The sequence below is a fragment of the Rhizobium esperanzae genome (assembly GCF_002204185.1).
Classification (GTDB): Bacteria; Pseudomonadota; Alphaproteobacteria; order Rhizobiales; family Rhizobiaceae; genus Rhizobium; species Rhizobium esperanzae.
This window is the reverse complement of record NZ_MXPU01000034.1, coordinates 1-23386: the sequence shown is the minus strand read 5'-3', so window position 1 is coordinate 23386 and position 23386 is coordinate 1. Positions and strand designations below refer to the sequence as shown.

Genomic DNA, 23386 nt, shown 5'->3' with positions numbered 1-23386 from the left:
TTGACCCAGGGATCGAAGGTCGGCGCTTGCGGCAGCGCCAGCATGTTGCCGCCCTGGATCTCGTCCATCGTCTTGAACGAGGTCGTCAGCATGACGAAGAGCGGCATCAGGTAGAGGATGGCGAAGATCACCAGCAGGCCGTAGATGGCCAGTCGGCCGATCCAGCGGGCGCTGTTCGTCCTGCTATCGCCGCTCTGCGAAAGCATTGCGGCCGACGTGCCGATGGAAGAGGTGAGGCTGCTCATCGGGCCTTCTCCTTCAGTTCGGAATAGAGATAAGGCACGATGATTGCCGAGATCGTCATCAGCATGATGATGGCGCTGGCCGAGCCGACGGCCATCTCGTTGCGCTTGAAGGTATATTCATACATGAAGTTGGACGGCAGCCAGGCCGAGCCGCCCGGCCCGCCCGAGGTCAGCGCCACCACCAGGTCGTAGGACTTGATCGCCATATGGGCGAGCACGATGAAGGCCGACAGGAAGATCGGCCGCAACAGCGGAATGACGATGCGGCGATAAAGCTGAAAGGGCGAGGCGCCGTCGATCTGCGCCGCCTTCATGATCTCGCCGTCGATGCCGCGAAGGCCGGCCAGAAACATCGCCATGACGAAGCCCGACGCCTGCCAGACACCGGCGATGACGACGGTGTAGATGACGAAGTCCTTGTTCTTGATCCAGTCGAAGTGGAAGCTCGTCCAGCCGAAGTGATGCAGCGTCTGCTCCAGCCCGAGGCCCGGATCGAGGAACCACTTCCAGGCCACCCCGGTGACGATGAAGGAAAGCGCCATCGGATAGAGGAAGATCGGTCGCAAGATGCCCTCGCCGCGGATCTTCTGATCGAGCAGGATGGCAAGCAGCAGGCCGAGGCCTAAACAGATGCCGACATAGAGGAAGCCGAAGATCGCCATGTTGGTGATCGAGGTATACCAGGAGGACGGCGGATCGTTCTCGAAGGTCCAGCGCCACAGCCGCTGATAGGCGCGTGCGCCGGTCAGCGCATAGGACGGAAAGGTCTTGGAATTGGTGAAGGAGAGATAGGCCGTCCAGACGATGAAGCCGTAGACGAAGATAAGCGTGATGACGAAGCTCGGCGCCAGCACGATCTTCGGCAGCGCATCCTGCAGCCGGCCCCGCAGCGAGACCCGCGTCGCTTGCCGCGGCGTCAGAACCGGATCGGTGGTCGCAACTGTGCTCATGGAATGTCATCTCCTCCCTGCATGTCGTCATGCATGTCGTCATGGGGGGCTGGCCAGCATGCCTGTCCCCGCATGATCGCCCCCGCATATCCGTCAGGGGCTGAAGCTTCCCCGCGCAGACGCGGGGAAGCCTTGTTCATCGACGAGGGCCTCAGCGGGCGTCGTCGATCGCCTGGACGAGCTGGGTGACGGCTTCGTCGGAGCTCTTGATCTGGCCGTGGACGAACTTCGAGACGACGTCCTTATAGGCATTGGCGATCGCCGGAGGGGCGCCATAACCCTGGGCCAGCGAACCGAACAGCGTGCCGCCCTCATTGGCCGCCTTCAGGTCGGCAATGCCTTTCTTGCCGCAGGCGTCGAAGTCGGTGTCGGGAACGTCGGTGCGGGCCGGAACCGAACCCTTGACGACGTTGAAGGCCGACTGGAAGCTCTTCGACAGCGTCGCGGTGGCCAGCGCCACCTGCGCCGCCTTGCGGTCGTCGGGAACGTTGAACATGCCGAACATGTCGGAGTTGTAGATCACACTGCCTTCGGTGCCGGGGAAGCGGTAGCACAGGAAGTCTTTATCCGGCGTCTTCTTGGCGGCGACGAATTCGCCCTTGGCCCAGTCGCCCATCACCTGCACCAGCGCGTCACCCTTGATGACCATGGCGGTCGCCAGGTTCCAGTCGCGGCCGGAGAAGTTCGGATCGACATATTTGACGATCTTCGCCAGATTGTCGAAGGACTTCTTCATCGTCTCCGACTTCAGCGACGCCTCGTCGAGGTCGTTGAAGGCCTTCTTGTAGAACTCCGGTCCGCCGGTCGACAGCACGATGGAATCGAACATCGTCGCTTCCTGCCAGTTCTGGCCGCCGAGCGCCAAGGGGATGACGCCGGCAGCCTTGGCCTTGTCGAGCAGGGCGATCAGGTCGTCGAAGCTCTTCGGCTGCGTGCCGCCGATCTTGTCCATGACAGCCTTGTTGATCCACAGCCAGTTGACCGAATGGACGTTGACCGGGGCTGCGACCCACTTGCCGTCATAGACGGAGAACTTCTGCAGCGCTGCCGGCACCGACTTGTCCCAGCCTTCCTTCTTGGCCGTCTCGGTGAGGTCGCCCATGACGCCGGCCTGGGCATAATCGAGCACGGTATAACCCAGCATCTGCGAGGCCGTCGGATAAGTACCCGCCGCCACCATCGCCTTCAGCGCCGTCATCGCCGCATCACCGCCGCCGCCGGCAACCGGCACGTCCTTCCAGGCAAAGCCTTCCTTCGACAGATCCTGCTTCAATACGTTCAAAGCCGCTGCCTCGCCGCCTGACGTCCACCAGTGCAGCATCTGCACTTCCTTCACGTCGGCAGCCTGCGCCGCACCCAATCCAGCCAGCATCACGACAGCAACCGCTGCCGAGCTCATGAACTTGCGCATGAATTTCCTCCCGTTTGAAATCGGCGGCAGGACCCTCCCCGCCACCAGATGCATCCCGCCATTGCAGCGGTCGGCATGAAGCCGCGCTCCTCCGCGCGGTTAACAATTTAAAACGTTATAAGCCTTTGGACGTCAAGCCCTTTCTCGACTCCCGAGAAAAATATGATTACTCCCATAACCCATTGAATTACATTCAAATAATCCAATTGGATAAGAAAGCGTTAAAATTTAAAACGTTTTCATTCCCAGATTGCTCGGCCGAGTCATCGTGTTATTGTATCGCCAATTCCAGCATGGAAAGCCTAGAGTGACCGAACCGTCCCGGCCGCATCGCGGCGAAAATCTCGATATCACGCACAAGCGCGGCAAGCCGACCTTGCGAACGATCGCCACGATCGCCGGCCTTGCGGTGACAACAGTGTCGAGGGCGCTCTCCGATGCGCCGCAGATCTCTCTTGAAACCCGCCAGCGCGTGCACCGCATTGCCCGCGAGATCGGCTATCTCCCGGATCGTGCCGCCCAGCGTCTGAAGACCGGCCGCACCAACGTCGTCGCCATCTTGCTCGATCCACACGAGGAGGTGGTCGGCTTCACCACCTCGATCATGTACGGCATCGCCAAGGCGCTGAAAGAGACGCCCTACCATCTTATCGTCGCCCCGAACTTCCTGTCGACGACCAACGCCGAAGCTGCCGAATACATCATCCGCAACCACCTTGCCGACGGGCTGATCTTCACGCGGACCGAGCCGCTCGATGCTCGCGTCCGCCTGCTGCTCGAAGCCGGCTTTCCCTTCATCTGTCACGGCCGCACCGAATTTTCGACACCGCATCCCTATGTCGACTACGACAATTTCACCTTTGCCTATGAAGCCACCCGCCGGCTGATCGCGAAAGGCCGGACAAAAGTGGCGGTGATCCTGCCGTCGAAGCGGCTGACCTTCTGCCAGCATATCCTGCACGGTTTCATGACGGCGGTGCGCGAGGTCGGCATCGCATACGAAGTCCCCGAGATCGTCGATCTCGACACGCCGGCGGATGTGTTGCGCGACTTCATCCGCAGCCGCGCCGCCGCCCCGGGGGCTCCCGATGGTTTCGTCTGCCCCGGCGAAGTTTCGGCGCTTGCCGTCATCAGCGGCATGAGCGATGCCGGCCGCACACTCGCCTCCGACTATGATATCGTCGCCAAGGAGACATCCCGCCTTCTCACCCAATTGCAGCCTAAGGTCGACACGATCCATGAGGACCTGACGGCGGCGGGAGAAGATCTCGGCCGCATACTGCTGCAGCGCATTAACAACCCCGACGCCGAGGATCTGCACCTCCTGCTGCCGCCGCAGATCAACTTTCCGATCGGTTAGCCCGCCGGATCGAAGGGCGGTCATATTAAAACTGTTTTCATGGCGCGTGATTTGACTTAAAAGCACCGCGTAATCCGGTCGCAGCCCACCCGGTCAAAACAAGGGAATCCAAAATATGAAAACCATCGTCGTCTGCTCCGGCGGACTCGACTCCGTTTCGCTTGCCCACAGAATGGCAGCGGAAGAGCAGCTTATCGGTCTCGTCTCCTTCGATTACGGCCAGCGGCATCGCAAGGAACTCGACTTCGCCGCCAAATGCGCCGCGCGCCTTGCCGTCCCCCATCATATCATCGACATCGCCGCCATCGGCGGCCATCTCAGTGGATCGGCCCTGACCGACAATGTCGACGTTCCGGACGGCCATTACGCCGAGGAAACCATGAAGGCCACCGTGGTGCCCAACCGCAACGCCATCATGCTGGCGATCGCCTTCGGCCTGGCGGCCGCGCAAAAGGCGGATGCGGTCGCCGTCGCCGTGCACGGTGGCGACCACTTCATCTATCCCGACTGCCGGCCGGGCTTTATCGATGCTTTCCAGCACATGCAGAACGAAGCGCTGGACGGTTATGCCAGCGTCAGACTGCTTGCACCCTATGTCGATGTTCCCAAAGCGGCGATCGTGGCCGACGGCGCAAGACATGGCACGCCCTTCGCGGAAACCTGGTCCTGCTATAAAGGTGGCAGCCTTCATTGCGGGCGCTGCGGAACCTGCGTCGAACGCCGCGAAGCCTTCCACCTAGCCGGTGTGTCCGATCCGACGGAATACGAAGATCGGGATTTCTGGAAGGCGGCGGTATCGCAATATTCAGCCGCGGAGGTGCGTTGATGTACCGCATCACAAAGGAGTTTCACCTCTCCGCCTCGCATCAGCTGGATCATCTGCCGGTCGACCATCAATGCGCCCGGCTGCACGGCCACAACTACGTCGTGGTGGTCGAGCTCTCCGCCGAAAACCTGAACGATGACGGCTTCGTTCGCGACTATCATGACCTCGCGCCGCTCAAGCGCTATATCGACGAATACCTCGATCATCGCCACCTGAACGAGGTTTTCGGCCATTCGAAAGTGACCTCGGAATTCCTCGCCAAGCACTTTTACGACTGGTGCAGAGAGCGCTTTCCGGAGACCTCTTCCGTCCGGGTCAGCGAGACGCCGAAGACCTGGGCGGAGTACCGGCCATGAGCGTCGAGACCATTCGCGTCAGCGAGATCTTCGGCCCGACCATACAGGGCGAAGGCGCGTTGATCGGGCTGCCGACAGTGTTCGTCAGGACCGGCGGCTGTGACTATCGCTGTTCCTGGTGCGACAGTCTTCACGCCGTCGACAGCGCCTTCCGGGATCAATGGCTTCCCATGTCCGTCGAGGCGATCTGGCAGGAAGTCACGAAGCTTTCTGGAGGTAACCCGCTGACTGTTTCTCTTTCCGGAGGCAATCCCGCAATCCAGCCTTTGGGGCCGCTGATCGAGCTCGGCCATTCCAAGGGATATCGCTTCGCACTGGAAACACAGGGGAGCTTTGCCCAGAACTGGTTCCGCGATCTCGACGTCCTGGTCTTGAGCCCTAAGCCGCCGTCGAGCGGGATGCACACGGACTGGGATCAGGTCGACAATTGTGTTCGGCTTTCAGCTGGCGGGCCGGAGATCGCGCTGAAAGTCGTCATCTTTGACGATGTCGACTATGCGTTCGCGCGAGAGGTGGGCCAGCGCTACCCTTATATTCCCCTGTACCTTCAGCCGGGCAACCATACACCGCCGCCGCCCGAAGACGAAGACGCGCGCATCGATATCGACGGCGTGATGGATCGCATGCATTGGCTTGTCGAAAAGGTGACGGTCGACCGATGGTTTGCGCCGCGCGTCCTGCCGCAGCTGCACGTGCTGCTTTGGGGAAACAAACGAGGCGTCTGAGCCCGCCTAAAGCGTGTCGCGATCTTTCAGATTCGCTCCACGCTTTAGGTCTTTGTTTTTACGCAGTTCGTTGTCGTAAAACCGCTGCGCACTTTTGCGCGACATGCTCTACGGCTCCGGGAAAGCAAAGACATCGACAGGCTCTCCGAGCCCGCGCAACGGGAAGGTGCCGAGACTGTCCATGTCTTTCGCGCAGCCTGCCATTTCGACGAAAGCCCGCGACAAGAGTACCGGACGCTTGACCTCCTTGGTCAGGCTTTCCAGCCGCGAGGCGACATTGACCGCCGGGCCGATGACGGTGAAATCCAGCCGTCGGCGAGAGCCGATATTGCCGTACATGACGTCGCCGACATGCACACCGACGCCGTAGCGTAGCGGTTCGCGTCCCGTGCGCAGGTGCTCCTCGTTCAGCTTGGCCATCGAAGCCTGCCCCTCGCGGATCGCCTCCAGCAGATCGAGGCAGGCCGTTTCCTTGGCCAATGGGAAGATCGCCAGCAGCCCGTCTCCCATGAACTTCAGGATTTCCCCGCCATGCCGTTCGATCGGGTCCGACATGGCATCGAAATAATCATTCAGAAGGTGGATAACGTCGTCGCGCGGCCAGAGATCCGAGATCGCCGTGAAATCGCGCAGGTCGCAGATCATGATGGCCGCGCCGACGGTCGCGCCGCTGCCGCGGGTCGTGACACCCGACAGGATCTGCTCGCTCGCATGCGGACCGACATAGGTCTGCAGCAGCGTGCGCGCCATGATGTTCTTCAGCCTGATTTCGCTGACGAGGGTCAGGGCCGGCAGGAGATCGCGCAGGAAATCGACATGTTCGCTCGCAAAACCGCCCGGCCGGGAGGTGGAAAATGTCACGACATGCCGTTTGCCTAAGGTGTGTTCGATCGGCCAAGCGATATATTCGGTCAGGCCGTCGTCATGCAGTTCCTGATAGAATGAATCCAGGTCGCCGTCGGCTGCACCTTCCAGCCGTTTGCGCAGCTCCTCGGCACCCTGATGGATCGCATTGATCGGACTGTTCAGAAACTCCGGCGTGTTTTCGATGCCATAGGCGAATGTGTCGATCTTGGCCTCCGACAGACCTTCCTTCCACAGGATGCGGGCGCCGATCCATTGCGGATGGTTCGTCCGGAAATGCAGCGTCGCCCGGGTCACCGGCACGCCTGCCGAAAGCAGCTTGCCGCACATCTCGACCAGGATATTGTCGATGAAGCGCTCGCCGCGCGTCTCGTTCACCAGCCAGTCGAGAATCCGTCTCCTGCGGATCGGCCAGACACCCTCCTCCGCCTCAACGGCAGTCCCGACCTTGCTTGGAAAAGACGACATCAAAAACTCCCGTTACGCCGCGTCACCGGCAAAAGCCGGATCCGATTTCCGCTGTATGTGGTCGACAGGCAGGCAAATGATAAGGGGAAACTGCGATCAAGTCTCAAAAATCCCAGTCTTCATCCTCGGTGGCCACTGCCTTGCCGATGACATAGGAGGAACCGGAGCCGGAGAAAAAGTCGTGGTTCTCGTCGGCATTCGGCGACAATGCCGAAAGGATCGCCGGATTGACCTTGCAGGCTTCGGCCGGGAACAGCGCCTCGTAGCCGAGGTTCATCAGCGCCTTGTTGGCGTTGTAATGCAGGAACTTCTTAACGTCTTCGCTCAGCCCGACGCCGTCATAGAGCGCTTCGGTATATCGCGCCTCGTTGTCGTAAAGTTCGAGCAAGAGGTCGAAAGCGAAATCCTTGATTTCCTGCCGGCGCTCTTCGGAGAGCGTTTCAAGGCCGCGCTGGAACTTGTAGCCGATATAATAACCGTGCACCGCCTCGTCCCGGATGATCAGCCGGATCATGTCGGCCGTATTGGTGAGCTTGGCGCGGCTCGACCAGTACATCGGCAGGTAGAAGCCGGAATAGAACAGGAAGCTTTCGAGGAAGACACTGGCGACCTTCTTCTTCAGGGGATCGCCGGAGCGATACTGCTCGACGATCAGCGCCGATTTGCGCTGCAGGAATTCGTTCTCCTCCGACCAGCGATAGGCATCGTCGACATCGGGCGTCGAGCACAGGGTCGAGAAGATCGAGGAATAGGAGCGCGCATGCACCGCCTCCATGAAGGAGACATTGGATAGCACTGCCTCCTCATGCGGTGTCGCCGCATCCTCCATCAGCCTGACGGAGCCGACGCCGTTCTGGATCGTGTCGAGCAGGGTCAACCCGGTGAAGACCCGGATGGTCAGCTGCTGCTCGGCCGCCGTCAGCGTCGCCCAGGAAGGAATGTCGTTCGACAGCGGCACTTTCTCCGGCAGCCAGAAATTGCCGGTCAGCCGGTTCCAGACTTCGAGATCCTTGTCGTCCTCGATGCGGTTCCAATTGATGGCGCGCACGCGGGAGGCTGGCTTCAGTTGCATGTTCATTGTGGTCCCTCTTGAGGAATGTGTCCGGATTTGTCCCTCATCCGCCTGCCGGCATCTTCTCCCCGCCTGCGGGGCGAAGGATATGCCGCATCGGCTTCGTCAACGCTCGACACTGCGTTTGGCACGTCCCCCCTCTCCCCCGTTTTTACGGGGAGAGGGTTAGGGTGAGGGGCAAATCCTCAGAAGCGAAATCAAATCACAACGTACACGACACACATCCCTGCACTTCCGTACCCGAAAGCGCCATCTGGCGAAGGCGGATGTAGTAGATCGTCTTGATGCCCTTCTTCCAGGCGTAGATCTGCGCCTTGTTGATGTCGCGCGTCGTTGCCGTATCGCGGAAGAACAAGGTCAGCGACAGGCCCTGGTCGACATGCTGGGTCGCCGCCGCATAGGTATCGATGATCTTCTCCGCGCCGATCTCATAGGCGTCCTGATAATAATCGAGATTGTCGTTGGTCATGAACGGCGCCGGATAATAGACGCGGCCGATCTTGCCCTCTTTGCGGATCTCGATCTTCGAGACGATCGGATGGATCGAGGAGGTCGAGTGGTTGATATAGGAGATCGACCCCGTCGGCGGCACCGCCTGCAGGTTCTGGTTATAGAGGCCGGACGTCATGACCTCCGTCTTCAACGCCACCCAGTCTTCCCTCGTCGGAATGTGTATGCCGGCTTCGTCGAAAATCGACTGCACCTTCTCAGTCGCCGGCTTCCATTCCTGCTCGGTATATTTTTCGAAATATTCGCCCGAGGCGTATTTCGAATTCTCGAAACCCGTGAAGCGGGCGCCGCGCTCGACCGCCAGCAGATTCGAGGCTCGGATCGCGTGATAGGTCACCGTATAAAAATAGATATTGGTGAAGTCGACGCCTTCCTCGGAGCCGTAATAGATGCGTTCGCGGGCGAGATAGCCGTGCAGGTTCATCTGGCCGAGCCCGATCGCATGGCTCTCGTCATTGCCCTTCTCGATCGACGGAACCGAGGAGATATGGCTCATATCGGAGACCCCCGTCAGCGCCCGGATCGAGGTCTCGATCGTCTTGCCGAAATCGGCTGAATCCATCGCCGCCGCAATGTTCAGCGAACCGAGATTGCAGGAAATATCCTTGCCGAGATCTCTATAGGAGAGATCATCGTTGTATTGGCTCGCCTCGCTCACCTGCAGGATCTCCGAGCAGAGATTGCTCATGGAGATGCGCCCGGCCACCGGGTTCGCCCGATTCACCGTGTCCTCGAACATGATGTAGGGATAACCGCTTTCGAACTGGATTTCGGCGACCACCTGGAAGAATTCGCGCGCCTTGATCTTCTTCTTCGAAATACGGGCGTCCGTCACCATCTCGCGGTACTTCTCCGTCACCGAAATCTCGGTGAAGGGCACACCATAGACGCGTTCCACGTCGTAGGGCGAGAACAGGTACATGTCCTCATTGTTCCTGGCGAGTTCGAAGGTGATGTCCGGCACCACGACGCCAAGCGACAGCGTCTTGATGCGGATCTTCTCATCGGCATTTTCGCGCTTGGTGTCGAGAAAGCGCATGATGTCGGGATGATGGGCATTGAGATAAACAGCGCCCGCCCCCTGGCGCGCACCGAGCTGGTTGGCATAGGAGAAGCTGTCTTCGAGCAGCTTCATGACAGGAATGATGCCCGACGACTGATTCTCGATCTGCTTGATCGGGGCGCCGGCCTCACGGATGTTCGTCAGTGACAGCGCCACGCCGCCGCCGCGCTTCGAGAGCTGCAGCGCCGAATTGATCGACCGGCCGATCGATTCCATATTGTCTTCGACGCGCAACAGGAAGCAGGAGACGAGCTCGCCGCGCTGTTTCTTGCCGGCATTGAGAAAGGTCGGCGTCGCCGGCTGGAAGCGGCCGGATATGATCTCGTCGACCATGTCGCGGGCAAGGGCCTCATCGCCGCGCGCCAAAGTCAGCGCCACCATGCAGATGCGGTCTTCGTAGCGCTCGAGATAACGCTTTCCGTCGAAGGTCTTCAGCGTGTAGCTGGTGTAATATTTGAAAGCGCCGAGGAAAGTGGGAAAACGGAATTTCCTGGCATAGGCCTGATCGAACAGGTCGCGGACGAAATTGAAGGAGTATTGGTCGAGCACCTCCTGCTCGTAATAGCCCTCAGTGACGAGGTAATCGAGCTTTTCCCGAAGATTGTGGAAAAACACCGTGTTCTGATTCACATGCTGCAGGAAGTACTGCTTGGCCGCCATGCGGTCCTTGTCGAGCTGGATCTTTCCCTCATCATCATAGAGGTTCAACATCGCGTTCAGTGCATGATAGTCGAGCGTTTCGGCCACCTTCGGCGGTTTTGCGCCCGCATCCCGCGTCAGATTTGTTCCCGTGTCCAAAATCGTCCCATCCCGTGTTTGACATTGGCGACATCCTCGGCAGTTCCCAGAAGCTCGAACCTGTAGAGATACGGCACCTGGCACTTCTTCGAGATGACATCGCCGGCTAGCCCGTAGGTCTCGCCGAAATTGCTGTTGCCCGCGGCAATCACGCCGCGGAGGTTGGAGCGGTTTTCCGCATCGTTGAGGAAGCGGATCACCTGCTTGGGCACGGCCCCTTTGCCGCCGTCACCGCAATAGGTGGGCGAGATCAGCACATAGGGTTCGTGAATGTGGATGCCTTCAGCGTCGACGGGAATGCGCGCCGCGCGCAGTCCCAGCTTCTCGACGAAACGATGGGTGTTCCCAGATCGGCTCGAATAATAGACGATCAGCCGCACCGCTCTTCTCGGCTCAGGAGAGCGCGCTGAGCATGTCGGGACGGAAGCCCGCCCAGTGGTTCTCGCCGGCGACGACGACCGGAACCTGCATGTAGCCCATGCCGCGCACGCGATGGAGCGCTTCGGCATCCTCGGAAATATCGACGATCTCATAGTCCACGCCCAGGCGGTCAAGGGCGCGGTAGGTGGCAGTGCATTGGACGCAGGCCGGCTTGCTGTAAACGGTAACGCTCATCATGTTCCTCGTGATGTCAATGGATTCAGGACGCAGGACTGGATCGGGCGCCGTACGGCGTCCGGGACAATGCTTGATAATGATGTGGCAAGGTTGGCGCTTTAAACGCCTGATATCATCCCTCGCAGGATGTGCGCGGGCGACGGCCTTGATGTTTTCGACATGACTTCAAACCCCGAAGTGCTCATGCGGGCGTTCAGGGCAGCGCAACAGGCGCGGATCATTCCGCTTTCATGCACGCGACCTTCTGGACACCCCGCCCGTGGACATCTCGTTCAAGGCAGGTCTCCTGGCTCGCGGGTCGAAGCACGCTGCCCCAGCCTTCCCGAGGCATCATGCCTCAGTGACCTGAAATCGGACAGTTGCTGGCCGCTTACAGTTGCGGGGGCAGCTCCGGCCTTGTTGCGCCGTCATGGCGAAACGCACCGTATTCCCATCTTCGCCCGCGATCCTGACGAATCGAAGGAACCTTGAACACTAGATATAGTACGCGAATCCAAAATCACGTCAATGGATGGTTTGTGCATCGCGTTACGACAGGTTTGAAATCGCTGCGTTCCTGTGAAGAACATGGATAACGAAGGCTTAACGAAACGAGGCTGTGGAGAAGGTTCGGAAGGCCTGTAGCCGGGCCTCAGATTTTTGTTTCCCGGTCCGGCGCGAGTCGTCCCCGAATATTCATTGTCCCTTTAGTCGAAGCAGCCTGAGCGCGTTGATCGTCACCAGCACGGTGGCGCCGGTATCGGCAAGAATCGCCGGCCAGAGCCCGGTGATGCCGGCAATGGTCGTCACCAGAAACACCGCCTTCAGACCGAGCGCGATGGTGATATTCTGCAGGATGTTGCGCATCGCCCGCTTCGACAGTTCGATCATCCGCGCCACGTCGCCGACGCGTCCGTGCAGCACGGCGGCATCGGCCGTCTCCAGCGCCACATCCGTGCCGCCACCCATGGCGATGCCGATGTCGGCGGCGGCGAGCGCCGGCGCGTCGTTGATGCCGTCGCCGACCTTGGCGACGACGAAACCTTCGCGCTTCAATTCACCGACGACCCGCTGCTTGTCCTCGGGCATCATCTCGCCGCGCCAGTCGATGCCGAGCATGCCGGCGACGGCGGCCGCCGTCCGCTTGTTGTCGCCCGTCAGCATCATCGCCTTGACACCGGCCGATTTGAGCGCCGAGAGCCCCACCCCGGCATCCTCGCGCGGCTCGTCGCGCATGGCGATCAGGCCGGCCGCAGCGCCATTGACGAGCAGCACCGATACGCTCTTGCCCTCATCATTGAGCCCTGCAATACGCGCCTCCTGTTCCGCGTTGAGCGCCCCACGCTCGCGTGCGGCAGGCGGCGACAAGAGATCCACTGTCTCGCCGCCGACCTTGCCGGTGACACCTTTGCCCGGCAGCGCTTCCAGTTCGAAGGCGGGCGGCACGGGCACGCCGTCCGCCTTGGCGCGGTGGAGAATCGCCAGTGCCAGCGGATGGCTGGAGCCCTGCTCGAGCACAGCCGCGCGCGACAGGAGCTGCGCCTCGCTCAACCCGAAGGAAAGGATGTCGGTGACCCGAGGCTTGCCTTCCGTCAGCGTGCCTGTCTTGTCGAAGGCGACCATCGTCACCTTGCCGAGCGTCTCCAGGACCGCGCCGCCCTTCATCAGCAGCCCGCGCCGTGCGCCCGCCGACAGCGAAGCGGCGATCGCCGCCGGCGTCGAGATGACGAGGGCGCAGGGGCAGCCAATCAGCAGGATGGCAAGGCCTTTGTAGATCCATTCACTCCACGCGCCGCCGAAAAACAGCGGCGGAATGACCGCGACCAGTGCGGCGACGACGACGACACCTGGCGTGTAGTAGCGCGAGAACCGATCGATGAACCGCTCCGTCGGCGCCTTCGATTCCTGCGCTTCTTCCACCAGCTTGACGACGCGAGCGATGGTATTGTCGGCAGCGGCTGCCGTGACGCGAACCCTGAGCACCGCATCGCCATTGACCGTACCGGCATAGACGACGGCATCGACGCCCTTACGCACCGGCGTGCTCTCGCCCGTCACCGGAGCCTCGTCGATCGCGCTCTCGCCTGATACGATGACGCCGTCGGCAGAGATGCGGTCGCCGGGACGAACCATGATGACCGCGCCGACGGCAAGACTTTCCGCCGGCACCTCGCGCATCTGCCCATTGTCTTCGAGCAGCGCGGTCTTCGGCACCAGGGCCGTCAGCGACTGGATGCTTTCACGCGCCCTGCCCGCCGCCACGCCTTCGAGCAGCTCGCCGACGAGGAACAGGAATACGACCGTTGCCGCTTCCTCGCCCGCATTGATGATGACGGCGCCGACGGCGGCGATCGTCATCAGCATCTCGATCGAAAACGGCGTGCCTGACAAAGCCGCCATGACGGCTCGCCGCGCAATCGGCAGCAGACCGACCAGTATCGCGACCAAGAAGGCATAGGACGCGATCGCCGGCACCAGATGGCCGACGGCATAGGCGACAACGAGTGCCGCACCCGAAAAAATGGTCAGGCGGCCTTTCCTGCTCCGCCACCAAGGACCGGTCTTCAGCGCATGGTCGTGCCCATGCAGGCCTTCGATTTCCTTCTCGTCATGGCCATGGTGATCATGCCCGGCACGGTCGTGATCTCCATGGCCATGAGCGGCATGATCGTGATGATGGTGCGGGCGGCCTTCACGCGCGGGCGTCGCATTTCCGGTAAAGGGCGAGACGGAATAACCAAGCCCCGTCACCTTCCTCTCGACTGCCTTGAGATCGCTGCTGCCGTCATGCCGGACGGTCATCGTGCCCGCCACCACCGAGACGGATACATCGGCAACACCCGCCACGCGCCTGACTGCCGTGTCGATCTTGGTCGCACAGGCGGCGCAATCCATGCCGCCGACCCGGTATCGTGTCTCGCTCGTCTCAGCCATGATCCGCTTCCTTGTCAAACAGAAGCATCCCTCCTACATCCTCTAGCGACTAGAGGTGCAAGAGGAAAATCATGAAAAAGATCACGATCGGCGAAGCCGCTCGCCGGAGCGGTGTCAAAGTGCCGACGGTGCGTTATTACGAGAGCATCGGTCTACTCGCGGCCCCGAGCCGCAGCGAAGGCAACCAGCGCTCCTTCGAACCCGCCGATATCAGCCGCCTCACCTTCATCCGCCATGCGCGCGAACTCGGCTTCGAAATCGAGGCGATCCGCACGCTGCTCACCCTGCAGGATGATCCGCACCAATCCTGCGCCTCGGCCGATGCCATTGCCAAGGCCCGCCTCGTCGAGGTCGAGCAGCGCATCCGCAGCCTGATGGCGCTGAAGGCCGAACTCGAAACCATGGTGGAAGGTTGCGGCCATGGCCGCGTCGACCAATGCCGTGTCATCGAGGTCCTCGCCGACCACGGCCAGTGCACGCATTCGCATCACTGATCCCGGCCTTGCGGGCAAGGCGCAGCCGCGCCAAAACTGCACCGGAAAGAATCGGGCGAAGACATCCATGAACCAGAAGCGAATTGCCATCATCGGCGGTGGCCCGGCGGGCCTGGCGGCCGCCGAACTGCTTTCGCTTTCCGGCCATGCGGTGACGGTCTACGACGCCATGCCGACCTTCGCGCGCAAGTTCCTGCTGGCCGGCAAGTCGGGCCTCAATATCACCCATTCCGAGGACTATGCCCGCTTCGCCACGCGTTTCGGCGCGGCTTCAGCCCGTCTTCGTCCCGCAATCGATGCCTTTACCCCTGGCGATGTCGCGGATTGGGCGGCAGGGCTCGGCACCGAGACCTTCGTCGGCTCCTCCGGCCGGGTTTTCCCGAAGGTGATGAAGGCTTCTCCTTTGCTGCGTGCCTGGCTCAAACGGCTGGAAGAACGGGGTGTCGCGTTGCGCACCCGCCACCGCTGGACCGGCCTCGTCGAAGACGGTTATGTTTTCGAAACGCCGGAAGGGCGTAGCATCATCCATTGCGACGCGGCCCTGCTAGCGCTTGGCGGCGCAAGTTGGCCGCGCCTCGGCTCGGATGCGGCCTGGCTGCCCTGGTTGGCCGAGAGGGGCGTCGAGATCGACGCCTTCCGACCCGCCAATTGCGGCTTTATCGTCGGCTGGAGCGCAAGCTTCAGCGCGCGTTTCGCAGGCGAGCCCGTCAAGTCGGTCACCGCCACATCCGAAGCCGGAACTTTTCCCGGCGAGTTCGTCATCACCGGCAGCGGCATCGAGGGCAGCCTGGTCTACGCCCATGCGGCCAGCCTCCGCGACCGGCTGCTGCACCACGGCAGCGCTGCTCTGACGCTCGACCTCGCCCCGGGCCGCACGATCGAAAGGCTGGCGCGCGACCTGACGCGGCAGGACACCAAGTCGAGCTTTTCAAACCGCCTGCGCAAGGGCGCCGGGCTTGACGGCGTCAAGGCGGCGTTGCTGCGCGAACTCGCGCCGGACCGCGACCGAGCCGACCCCGAACGTCTCGCCGGCATGATCAAGGCTCTGCCGATACCGGTTCTCGATACGAGGCCGATCGCCGAGGCGATCTCCTCTGCAGGTGGCATCCGCTGGAGCAGCATCGACGAAGGCTTTATGCTGAAGGCGCTGCCGGGCACCTTCGTCGCCGGCGAGATGCTCGACTGGGAGGCGCCGACCGGCGGATATCTCCTCACCGCCTGCCTTGCGACCGGCAGGGCGGCGGCGCGCGGCATCGAGGCCTGGCTGTCGCGATAAAAATCGATGGTTTTGAACCAGATCTAGATCAATGACGTGAAGCACGATGTCGTGCAACGATCCCTGAAGCTTTTCAGCACTGCGTCTGATCACCAAGGGCGAAGAGGGGAGATGGCCGGGCGCGCAATTGCAAACCGGCCCCTTTTCCATCAGACTATGCTGAAGTTCCGTGGGAGGAGCAGATGCAGGAACAGTCAGCACATGCGGAGCATGTCTACATCTCTGCGCAACGGAATTCCGCTGCCGCGAGTTCTCCGATCGTCGCGTCGTGGCGGCGGTGTATGACCATGCATCGCCTCGTCCCCGAGGACGAGCGCGCGCCGATGCGCCTGACCGACCAGGAATTTCTTGACGCTCGCAAACAATCCGAACAGCTGATCGCCGGCGCAACCGAGGAACTTGACCGCCTCTTCACCACGGTGGGCAGGGCCGGCTGCTGCATTCTTCTAACGGACAGGAAGGGCATCGCGCTGGAGCGCCGGGGCTCTGCCGGCGACGACAAGGATTTCCACGATCTTGGCCTCTGGACCGGGTCGATATGGACCGAGGCGAGCATGGGCACCAACGGCATTGGAACCGCCCTTGCCGACGAGCGCTCCGTCGCCATTTTTCGGGATCAACATTTCTTCTGCTCGAATATCCGCCTGAGTTGCACGACAGCCCCGATCCGTGATCATCGCGGTGAACTCGCCGCTGCCCTCGACATCTCGACCTGCCGCGACGAGGTCAACGAGATGACGCTGGCGATCCTCACGCAGACCGTGCGCGACGCGGCGATGCGCATCGAGCTCAATCTGTTTCGATCGGCCTTTGCCGGCGCCCGTTTCCTGATGGTCCCCACGAGCGCCAATTCCGCGGCCGCCCTGCTCGCCGTCGACAGGCACGATCTCGTGCTCGGCGCCACCCGTGCCGCCCGGATCGCGCTACAATTGGACGACAAAAGGATCGCGGCCGGCATCCCCGCCGCCGATGCGCTCCATGAGGCCGCCATCTCACAACAGGAAGAGATTGTCGAAGCGGAAAAAGCCGCCTTGCTGCGCGCGCTATCGCGCACCAGCGGCAATGTCTCGCAGGCTGCGATCGCCCTCGGGATCAGCCGCGCCACGCTCCACCGAAAGATGAAGAAACTAGGCCTGCATTAGACCAGGCTCCGGCGGTTCCATAGGACATCGCAATCAAAACGCGACCCTGTCGCATGTCTGCGACAGTGTGCGCTGCGGTATTGATCCTCCACCCTGTTCCCTTCGGCAAAACGCGCACATTTTGCTCCCACTGGTTCGATTGGAACCTGGACCATCAAGGGAGGATGTCATGCTTCATCAGAAAATCGTGGAATCGCCGTTCAAGCTGAAATACGGCAACTATATCGGCGGCGAATGGCGCGAGCCGGTCGAAGGCAGATACTTTGAAAACGTGACGCCGGTCACCGGCGGCAAACTCTGCGACATCCCGCGCTCCGATGAAAAGGACATCAATCTCGCGCTCGACGCGGCCCATGCGGCCAAGGAAAAATGGGGCCGCACTTCCGCCGCCGAGCGCTCCAATATCCTCATGAAGATCGCTCAGCGCATGGAAGACAAGCTGGAACTGCTCGCCCAGGCCGAGACCTGGGACAATGGCAAGCCGATCCGCGAAACCATGGCGGCCGACATTCCGCTGGCGATCGACCACTTCCGCTACTTCGCCTCCTGCATCCGTGCCCAGGAAGGCTCGATCGGCGAGATCGACCAAGATACCGTCGCCTATCACTTCCATGAGCCGCTCGGCGTCGTCGGCCAGATCATTCCCTGGAACTTCCCGATCCTGATGGCGACCTGGAAGCTGGCGCCGGCACTTGCCGCCGGCAACTGCGTCGTGCTGAAGCCCGCCGAGCAGACCCCCGCTTCGATCCTGCTCTGGGCCGAACTCGTCGGCGACCTCCTGCCACCCGGCGTGCTCAACATCGTCAACGGCTTCGGTATCGAGGCCGGCAAGCCGCTGGCGACCAGCACGCGCATCGCCAAGATCGCTTTCACCGGCGAAACGACGACCGGTCGGCTCATCATGCAATATGCCAGCCAGAACCTCATTCCGGTGACGCTGGAGCTCGGCGGCAAATCCCCGAACATCTTCTTCGCCGATGTGATGGCCGAATACGACGATTTCCTCGACAAGGCGCTCGAAGGCTTTGCGATGTTCGCCCTCAACCAGGGCGAAGTCTGCACCTGCCCGAGCCGCGCCCTCGTTCAGGAATCGATCTACGACCGCTTCATGGAAAAGGCCGTCAAACGCGTCGAGGCGATCAAACAGGGCAACCCGCTCGATCCGGAAACGATGATCGGCGCCCAGGCATCGACGGAGCAGCTTGAGAAGATCCTCGCCTATCTCGACATCGGCAAGCAGGAAGGCGCCCAGGTTCTGGCCGGCGGCTCGCGCAACAATCTCGGCGGCGAACTGGCGAACGGTTATTACGTCAAGCCGACGATCTTCAAGGGCCACAACAAGATGCGCGTGTTCCAGGAAGAGATCTTCGGACCTGTGGTCTCGGTCGCGACCTTCAAGGATGAAAAGGAAGCGCTCGAAATCGCCAACGACACGCTCTACGGTCTTGGTGCCGGTGTCTGGAGCCGCGACGCCAATCGCTGCTACCGGTTCGGCCGCGAGATCCAGGCCGGCCGCGTCTGGACCAACTGCTATCATGCCTACCCCGCCCATGCTGCCTTCGGCGGCTACAAGCAATCCGGCATCGGCCGCGAAACCCACAAGATGATGCTCGAGCATTACCAGCAGACCAAGAACATGCTGGTCAGCTACAGCCCGAAGGCACTCGGCTTCTTCTGAGATGCATTCAGCTTAGCGGGAGAGGCTGAGGACCCCTCCCCAACCCCTCCCCACGAGGGGAGGGGCTTATGATGCCGCCCCAACAGCTTTCCTTGCCGAAGTCTCAGCAAGCCGACACGTCGCTTTTAGAACGGGGCAGTTCAACAAGTTAAGCCCTCCCCTTGTGGGGAGGGGAATCCCCTTTCCAGAACCTTGGAGCAAGAACCATGGAAACGACAGTCAATGGCGAACCGCGTGTTCTCGCAACCGATGCGGCCCTTGATCTGATCGCAGAAATCAAGCGGGATCATCCCGATATCCTCTTCCACCAGTCCGGCGGCTGCTGCGACGGCTCTTCCCCCATGTGTTATCCCGCCAATGAGTTCATGGTCGGCGACAGTGACATCAAGCTCGGCGAGATCGGCGGTGTGCCGGTCTATATCAGCGTCGGCCAGTTCGAGGCGTGGAAACATACGCAGCTCATCATCGACGTCGTGCCGGGCCGCGGCGGCATGTTCTCGCTCGACAACGGCCGCGAGAAACGGTTTCTCACCCGTTCCCGTCTCTTCGGCGGCGGCGAGGCCTGTGCCGTCCCGGATGCGACAGTCAGGAAGGTCTGATCCCTGCCGCCCGATGGATGCAACGGTTTTACATCCAGGAGAGGATCTGAGAGCACTCTTGTCGTGATGCTCACCTTCTTCCGCGCCGAGAATTTCGTCTGTAGTATTCCCATAGTACCTGCTGCTGAGCGGTCTTTGTTAATCTTCGTCTGTTGGTTTCAAAGGAGGATGCGATGCCAGCTTCTAAGATCCTGATGATCACGGGTGATTTCGCCGAAGATTATGAAACGATGGTGCCGTTTCAGACACTGCTCGCCTGCGGCTATACCGTCGATGCCGTCTGCCCCGGCAAAAAGGCGGGCGAGACCGTCGCCACCGCGATTCATGATTTCGAGGGCCATCAGACCTACTCGGAAAAACGCGGCCATGATTTCGCGCTGAACGCCACTTTCGAGAGCGTGCGGGCGGAGGATTACGATGCCCTGGTCATCCCCGGCGGCCGCGCGCCGGAATATCTTCGCCTCAATGCCGACGTCATCAAATCGGTCCGGCATTTCTTCGATGCCGGAAAACCCGTTGCATCCATTTGCCACGGCGCACAGCTGCTTGCCGCCGCCGGAGTGCTGAAGGGCCGCACCTGCTCGGCCTATCCCGCCTGCCGGCCGGAAGTCGAACTTGCCGGCGGCATTTACGCCGATATTTCAATCACCGATGCCGTCTCGGACGGCAACCTGGTCACTGCGCCAGCCTGGCCGGCGCATCCCTCCTGGCTGCGGCAGTTCATGGCCGTGCTCGATGCCTCGTCAATACCTGAAACCAACGCCGCCTGACGCGGCGGCGCCCGGAGGACGACATGTGTGAACTCTTCATCAAGGCGGATGCGCGGCTATGGGAAAGCACCACCCGGTCGTTGCGCATCGACGGCATGGTCACCAGCGTCAGGCTGGAGAACTTCTTTTGGTCGAAGCTTGAGGAAATTGCGCGGCGCGACGGCATGAACGTCGTGCAGCTGATTACCCGGCTGCACCATGAATCGATCGATGCCGGCCATGATCTCGGGAACTTCACATCCTTCCTGCGCGTCTGCTGCGCCCGATATCTCGACCTGCAGCTCGCCGGTGACATCCCGGCAGATGTCACCCGCCCGATCTCTGAGTTGGATGCGCCGGTCATCCTCGGCCGCGAACGGGAAAAATATCACTGAGGGCAAAAACAATTAGAGCGGTTCTGCGCTTCCGGGAAAAGCTGAACCGCTTTAGTCCGACGAACCTGGGATGATCACAGACGGAGCACTCAGCTCCGCCAGCATTCTCAAGATACCTGACTGGCGCGGCTGCGCAGGGGTTGCGTTGCGGCACGGCCTGGACCAACAATGCGCGGCATATCCAGCACCGGCACCGTCAGGAGATCGCTTGCCATGAACGACCAGAAAGCCGTGATCGTCACGGGAGCCGGCGGCAACCTCGGCAGCGCCGTTATCCGGGAGCTTGCAGGCGCCGGCGTAAAACTCGTCTGCATGAACCGGTCGAGCCAGGAGCTGGAAACTTTGGCCGGTGAGCTTCCCGCGTCCACGGAGTTTCTCTCGATCGCCGGAACGGATCTCACCGACTACGCCTCCTGCGCTGCCGCCGTCGCCCGAGCCGTCAAGCGCTTCGGCGGCGTAGGCGCATTGGTCAACACCGTCGGCGGTTTTCAAATGGGACCGGTCGGGCCGGAGGCCCCCGCGCAATGGGATACCATGATGACGGCAAACGCCCGTACCGCGCTGACGATCAGCGCGGCGGTTCTCCCGACGATGAAGGCCGCAGGCTACGGCCGCATCGTACACGTCGCTGCGATGCCCGGCCTGAAGGCCGGCCCTAACCAGGCCGCCTATGCAGCCTCGAAAGCTGCCGTCATCCGACTGACGGAAGCGCTTGCTGCCGAATGCCGCGATGATCGCATCACCGCCAACTGCATTCTGCCCGGCACGATCGATACGCCCGAGAATCGTGCTGCCATGCCCAATGCAAAAACGGACGCTTGGGTGTCGCCGCAGTCGATCGCCCGGCTCATCGCCTTCCTGATATCGCCCGCCGCAGCCGTCGTTACCGGCGCAGCGATCCCGGCCACCGGCCGCGTATAGGCAAGCGGTGCGCATTTGGAATGGTCACTGCCATCTGGGCTGGAGTACGGTCCTTTTGCTATTGTGGGCTGACGACAAATGAACGACGTTTATCTCGGGATCGGGCAGGCGATGGTGTCAATGATCACATTGTGGCGGCATCTGCCGGATCACGGTGGTTGCGATGGCTGACGGGCCGTCATTGCCCACCGGCGCAACCGATCTGATGCGCGAAGAATGGTTCCTGGGCGTCAGCATCGCGACGAGCTTGGCCTTCCTTGTCTTCCAGGACGATCTCTTCAGCCGACTTCCCGATCCGCTTTGGTTCACCGTCGTTTTCGCGTGGCTATTTGCCGTCGTGCTCGGTTCGGCTCTCTCGGTCGTGCGGCACGCGGATCACCTGGCGGAGCGCCTTAAGGAACCTTATGGCACCCTTATTCTGACGCTCGCCATTACTTCGATCGAAGTGATGGCGATTTCCGCCGTGATGATTCATGGCGAAAACAACCCGACGCTGGCTCGCGACACTTTGTTTGCGGTCGTCATGATCATCCTGAACGGCATGGTCGGCCTGTCATTGCTCTTGGGTGCATGGCGGCGGCCGGAGCAACAGCATAACCTCCAGGGCGCCAACGCCTATCTCGGCGTCATCGTGCCCTTGGCAACGCTCAGCCTGGTGATGCCGACATTTCTTTCCGGCCCGGACGGGCAGCACCCGTCGGCGCCGCGGCAATTGATCCTCGGCATACTCTCCGTCGGCCTTTATGCCACGTTTCTGTTTCTGCAAGCCGGTCGCCATCAGGACTATTTCACCGACGGCAGCAATCGCCGCGAACTTCCTGGCGAAGCAGCGCTTTACCACGCGCCGCTGTGGCCTCATGCCCTGTTGCTGTTCGCCTATATGGGGCCTGTGGTGTTCCTGGTCGAACAACTCGCGCGGCCGATCGATTACATCATCGAAACCCTGCAGGCGCCAACCGCATTTGGCGGCGTCGTCATGGCCGTTCTTGTCGCGACCCCCGAGGCAATCAGCGCCGTGCGTGCATCCATCGCCAACAATCTTCAGCGCTCCGTTAATATTTTTCTCGGGTCGGTTTTGTCGACGATCGGGCTGACCGTTCCGGCGATGCTCGTCATCAGCCGCCTTTATGGTCACCCGGTAACACTCGGTCTGGAGCATGGAGATCTTGTGATGCTGCTGCTCACTCTTGCCGTCAGCATCATCACCTTTGCCAGCGGTCGCACGCATCTGATGCAGGGTGCGGTCCATCTCGTGCTTTTCCTGGCTTACGTCCTGTTGATTTTCCAGCAATGATGTCCGGTATGCGGGAACGGACCAGCGAAGATGAAGTCTTCGCGCCAGCGATAGCTGAACGTGGTGTTGCAGGAGATGAAGGGAAGGTTGGTTCGGGGCATGCTTTGGGGTTTTCTGTCCCGCGGCGTCGGCTTTGCCTGCTTGCGGGCCCCTGATGAGGCGTTAACTCCTCGACCCGTTATCAAAGCAAAAAGCCCGCTTTTGGCGGGCTTTTGGGGAATTTTTGTTGCAGGGGACAGGATTTGAACCGTTCGCGTGCTCACCCTTCAGGTTATGGTCCACAGGACGACGAGCTACCATCGCCAGCGAAGATGAAGTCTTCGCGCCGGCGATAGCTGAGCGTGGTGTTGCAGGAGATGATGGGAATTTTGGTTGCGGGGGCAGGATTTGAACCTGCGGCCTTCAGGTTATGAGCCTGACGAGCTACCGGGCTGCTCCACCCCGCGGAAGTATTATAACACGAAAGGCCGCTTGTGAGCGGCCCTTTGAGACGGCCTTGGCCGTTGGAATGTGATGAGAAGATAGTTTTTGTTGACGCATGCAGCTTACCGAAGCCTGACGGCTCCGGGCGCATGCGTTGAGTTGCGATTTGCAGACCTGGCAGCGACCTACTCTCCCGCGTCTTAAGACGAAGTACCATGGGCGCAGGGGCGTTTCAC

21 protein-coding genes, 1 tRNA gene, 1 pseudogene and 1 riboswitch are annotated in these 23386 nt (G+C 61.0%); of the genes and pseudogenes, 13 read left to right on the top strand and 10 right to left on the bottom strand.

Annotated features, from left to right (window positions below; genetic code table 11):
- The 3 genes and pseudogenes from B5E41_RS29515 to B5E41_RS29505 all read right to left on the bottom strand — a co-directional run.
- Window positions 1-245 (bottom strand): annotated as a pseudogene (locus tag B5E41_RS29515) (carbohydrate ABC transporter permease); the annotation flags it as partial.
- Window positions 242-1195 (bottom strand): carbohydrate ABC transporter permease, encoded by a 954-nt coding sequence (locus B5E41_RS29510; protein ID WP_064801952.1) that lies wholly within the window; start codon window positions 1193-1195, stop codon window positions 242-244. The pseudogene B5E41_RS29515 and the gene B5E41_RS29510, both read right to left, overlap by 4 nt.
- A 151-nt stretch (window positions 1196-1346) precedes the next feature.
- A complete protein-coding gene (locus B5E41_RS29505; RefSeq protein WP_088397150.1) occupies window positions 1347-2606 on the bottom strand; it encodes an ABC transporter substrate-binding protein in 1260 nt (419 codons plus the stop codon).
- A 307-nt stretch (window positions 2607-2913) separates the two neighbouring features.
- Between B5E41_RS29505 and B5E41_RS29500 the strand changes: the two genes are divergently transcribed.
- The 4 genes from B5E41_RS29500 (at window position 2914) to queE (ending at window position 5873) form a co-directional block, all read left to right on the top strand.
- A complete protein-coding gene (locus B5E41_RS29500) occupies window positions 2914-3966 on the top strand; it encodes a LacI family transcriptional regulator (protein WP_088397149.1) in 1053 nt (350 codons plus the stop codon).
- Between the two features lie 115 nt (window positions 3967-4081).
- Complete coding sequence (gene queC, locus B5E41_RS29495) at window positions 4082-4792, top strand: 7-cyano-7-deazaguanine synthase QueC (protein ID WP_088397148.1); 711 nt, start codon at window positions 4082-4084, stop codon at window positions 4790-4792.
- Window positions 4792-5148: a 6-carboxytetrahydropterin synthase QueD gene (queD, locus tag B5E41_RS29490; protein WP_088397147.1), complete on the top strand. Its 357-nt coding sequence runs from the start codon at window positions 4792-4794 to the stop codon at window positions 5146-5148. Before queC ends, queD begins: the two co-directional genes overlap by 1 nt.
- Entirely contained in the window at window positions 5145-5873 is a 729-nt protein-coding gene (gene queE / locus B5E41_RS29485; RefSeq protein WP_088397146.1) for a 7-carboxy-7-deazaguanine synthase QueE, read from the top strand. Before queD ends, queE begins: the two co-directional genes overlap by 4 nt.
- Before the next feature lie 108 nt (window positions 5874-5981).
- On the opposite strand, the gene B5E41_RS29480 is transcribed toward queE, so the two are convergent.
- The 6 genes from B5E41_RS29480 to B5E41_RS29455 all read right to left on the bottom strand — a co-directional run bounded on the left by B5E41_RS29480 (window position 5982) and on the right by B5E41_RS29455 (window position 14179).
- Window positions 5982-7205 (bottom strand): adenylate/guanylate cyclase domain-containing protein, encoded by a 1224-nt coding sequence (locus B5E41_RS29480; RefSeq protein WP_088397145.1) that lies wholly within the window; start codon window positions 7203-7205, stop codon window positions 5982-5984.
- Between the two features lie 103 nt (window positions 7206-7308).
- Entirely contained in the window at window positions 7309-8283 is a 975-nt protein-coding gene (gene nrdF, locus B5E41_RS29475) for a class 1b ribonucleoside-diphosphate reductase subunit beta (protein ID WP_088397144.1), read from the bottom strand.
- Between the two features lie 196 nt (window positions 8284-8479).
- The gene (gene nrdE, locus B5E41_RS29470) at window positions 8480-10648 is read right to left on the bottom strand and encodes a class 1b ribonucleoside-diphosphate reductase subunit alpha (protein ID WP_088397143.1); all 2169 of its coding nucleotides are present in this window, start codon (window positions 10646-10648) and stop codon (window positions 8480-8482) included.
- Window positions 10627-11028 (bottom strand): class Ib ribonucleoside-diphosphate reductase assembly flavoprotein NrdI, encoded by a 402-nt coding sequence (nrdI, locus tag B5E41_RS29465; RefSeq protein ID WP_088397142.1) that lies wholly within the window; start codon window positions 11026-11028, stop codon window positions 10627-10629. Before nrdI ends, nrdE begins: the two co-directional genes overlap by 22 nt.
- A gap of 13 nt (window positions 11029-11041) precedes the next feature.
- Window positions 11042-11263 carry a glutaredoxin-like protein NrdH gene (gene nrdH / locus B5E41_RS29460; RefSeq protein WP_088397141.1) on the bottom strand — a complete coding sequence of 74 codons (222 nt, stop codon included), beginning with the start codon at window positions 11261-11263 and terminating at the stop codon, window positions 11042-11044.
- 262 nt (window positions 11264-11525) lie between these two features.
- A riboswitch (cobalamin riboswitch) is annotated at window positions 11526-11751 on the bottom strand.
- 190 nt (window positions 11752-11941) lie between these two features.
- Window positions 11942-14179 carry a heavy metal translocating P-type ATPase gene (locus B5E41_RS29455; protein ID WP_088397140.1) on the bottom strand — a complete coding sequence of 746 codons (2238 nt, stop codon included), beginning with the start codon at window positions 14177-14179 and terminating at the stop codon, window positions 11942-11944.
- Window positions 14180-14250: 71 nt separating this feature from the next.
- Here B5E41_RS29455 and B5E41_RS29450 point away from each other — a divergent pair, with 71 nt between their 5' ends.
- The 9 genes from B5E41_RS29450 to B5E41_RS29410 all read left to right on the top strand — a co-directional run bounded on the left by B5E41_RS29450 (window position 14251) and on the right by B5E41_RS29410 (window position 22727).
- Entirely contained in the window at window positions 14251-14673 is a 423-nt protein-coding gene (locus B5E41_RS29450; RefSeq protein ID WP_011426929.1) for a MerR family transcriptional regulator, read from the top strand.
- Between the two features lie 67 nt (window positions 14674-14740).
- Window positions 14741-15949, top strand: a complete 1209-nt coding sequence (locus tag B5E41_RS29445) for a TIGR03862 family flavoprotein (protein ID WP_088397139.1) — start codon at window positions 14741-14743, stop codon at window positions 15947-15949.
- Between the two features lie 182 nt (window positions 15950-16131).
- Window positions 16132-17091, top strand: a complete 960-nt coding sequence (locus tag B5E41_RS29440; RefSeq protein ID WP_088397138.1) for a helix-turn-helix domain-containing protein — start codon at window positions 16132-16134, stop codon at window positions 17089-17091.
- A gap of 169 nt (window positions 17092-17260) precedes the next feature.
- On the top strand, window positions 17261-18769 hold the full coding sequence (gene adh / locus B5E41_RS29435) for an aldehyde dehydrogenase (protein WP_088397137.1): 1509 nt from the start codon (window positions 17261-17263) through the stop codon (window positions 18767-18769).
- A 206-nt stretch (window positions 18770-18975) separates the two neighbouring features.
- Window positions 18976-19368 carry a DUF779 domain-containing protein gene (locus tag B5E41_RS29430; protein ID WP_088397136.1) on the top strand — a complete coding sequence of 131 codons (393 nt, stop codon included), beginning with the start codon at window positions 18976-18978 and terminating at the stop codon, window positions 19366-19368.
- A gap of 173 nt (window positions 19369-19541) precedes the next feature.
- Window positions 19542-20138, top strand: a complete 597-nt coding sequence (locus B5E41_RS29425; RefSeq protein ID WP_088397135.1) for a DJ-1/PfpI family protein — start codon at window positions 19542-19544, stop codon at window positions 20136-20138.
- A gap of 23 nt (window positions 20139-20161) precedes the next feature.
- Entirely contained in the window at window positions 20162-20512 is a 351-nt protein-coding gene (locus B5E41_RS29420; RefSeq protein WP_064805188.1) for a ribbon-helix-helix domain-containing protein, read from the top strand.
- 213 nt (window positions 20513-20725) lie between these two features.
- Entirely contained in the window at window positions 20726-21433 is a 708-nt protein-coding gene (locus tag B5E41_RS29415; RefSeq protein ID WP_088397134.1) for an SDR family NAD(P)-dependent oxidoreductase, read from the top strand.
- 163 nt (window positions 21434-21596) lie between these two features.
- Window positions 21597-22727 (top strand): calcium:cation antiporter, encoded by a 1131-nt coding sequence (locus tag B5E41_RS29410; RefSeq protein ID WP_088397133.1) that lies wholly within the window; start codon window positions 21597-21599, stop codon window positions 22725-22727.
- Window positions 22728-23096: 369 nt separating this feature from the next.
- Here the strand turns inward: B5E41_RS29410 and B5E41_RS29405 are convergent.
- A tRNA-Met gene (locus B5E41_RS29405) sits at window positions 23097-23173 on the bottom strand.
- Window positions 23174-23386: the final 213 nt, after the last annotated feature.

What these genes read in the sequence shown, in the direction of transcription:
- B5E41_RS29510 (WP_064801952.1), bottom strand. Translation starts at nt 1,195, where the DNA reads ATGAGCACAGTTGCGACCACCGATCCGGTTCTGACGCCGCGGCAAGCG.
- B5E41_RS29505 (WP_088397150.1), bottom strand. Translation starts at nt 2,606, where the DNA reads ATGCGCAAGTTCATGAGCTCGGCAGCGGTTGCTGTCGTGATGCTGGCT.
- queC (WP_088397148.1), top strand. Translation starts at nt 4,082, where the DNA reads ATGAAAACCATCGTCGTCTGCTCCGGCGGACTCGACTCCGTTTCGCTT.
- queD (WP_088397147.1), top strand. Translation starts at nt 4,792, where the DNA reads ATGTACCGCATCACAAAGGAGTTTCACCTCTCCGCCTCGCATCAGCTG.
- queE (WP_088397146.1), top strand. Translation starts at nt 5,145, where the DNA reads ATGAGCGTCGAGACCATTCGCGTCAGCGAGATCTTCGGCCCGACCATA.
- B5E41_RS29480 (WP_088397145.1), bottom strand. Translation starts at nt 7,205, where the DNA reads ATGTCGTCTTTTCCAAGCAAGGTCGGGACTGCCGTTGAGGCGGAGGAG.
- nrdF (WP_088397144.1), bottom strand. Translation starts at nt 8,283, where the DNA reads ATGAACATGCAACTGAAGCCAGCCTCCCGCGTGCGCGCCATCAATTGG.
- nrdH (WP_088397141.1), bottom strand. Translation starts at nt 11,263, where the DNA reads ATGAGCGTTACCGTTTACAGCAAGCCGGCCTGCGTCCAATGCACTGCC.
- B5E41_RS29455 (WP_088397140.1), bottom strand. Translation starts at nt 14,179, where the DNA reads ATGGCTGAGACGAGCGAGACACGATACCGGGTCGGCGGCATGGATTGC.
- B5E41_RS29450 (WP_011426929.1), top strand. Translation starts at nt 14,251, where the DNA reads ATGAAAAAGATCACGATCGGCGAAGCCGCTCGCCGGAGCGGTGTCAAA.
- B5E41_RS29445 (WP_088397139.1), top strand. Translation starts at nt 14,741, where the DNA reads ATGAACCAGAAGCGAATTGCCATCATCGGCGGTGGCCCGGCGGGCCTG.
- B5E41_RS29440 (WP_088397138.1), top strand. Translation starts at nt 16,132, where the DNA reads ATGCAGGAACAGTCAGCACATGCGGAGCATGTCTACATCTCTGCGCAA.
- adh (WP_088397137.1), top strand. Translation starts at nt 17,261, where the DNA reads ATGCTTCATCAGAAAATCGTGGAATCGCCGTTCAAGCTGAAATACGGC.
- B5E41_RS29430 (WP_088397136.1), top strand. Translation starts at nt 18,976, where the DNA reads ATGGAAACGACAGTCAATGGCGAACCGCGTGTTCTCGCAACCGATGCG.
- B5E41_RS29425 (WP_088397135.1), top strand. Translation starts at nt 19,542, where the DNA reads ATGCCAGCTTCTAAGATCCTGATGATCACGGGTGATTTCGCCGAAGAT.
- B5E41_RS29420 (WP_064805188.1), top strand. Translation starts at nt 20,162, where the DNA reads ATGTGTGAACTCTTCATCAAGGCGGATGCGCGGCTATGGGAAAGCACC.
- B5E41_RS29415 (WP_088397134.1), top strand. Translation starts at nt 20,726, where the DNA reads ATGAACGACCAGAAAGCCGTGATCGTCACGGGAGCCGGCGGCAACCTC.
- B5E41_RS29410 (WP_088397133.1), top strand. Translation starts at nt 21,597, where the DNA reads ATGGCTGACGGGCCGTCATTGCCCACCGGCGCAACCGATCTGATGCGC.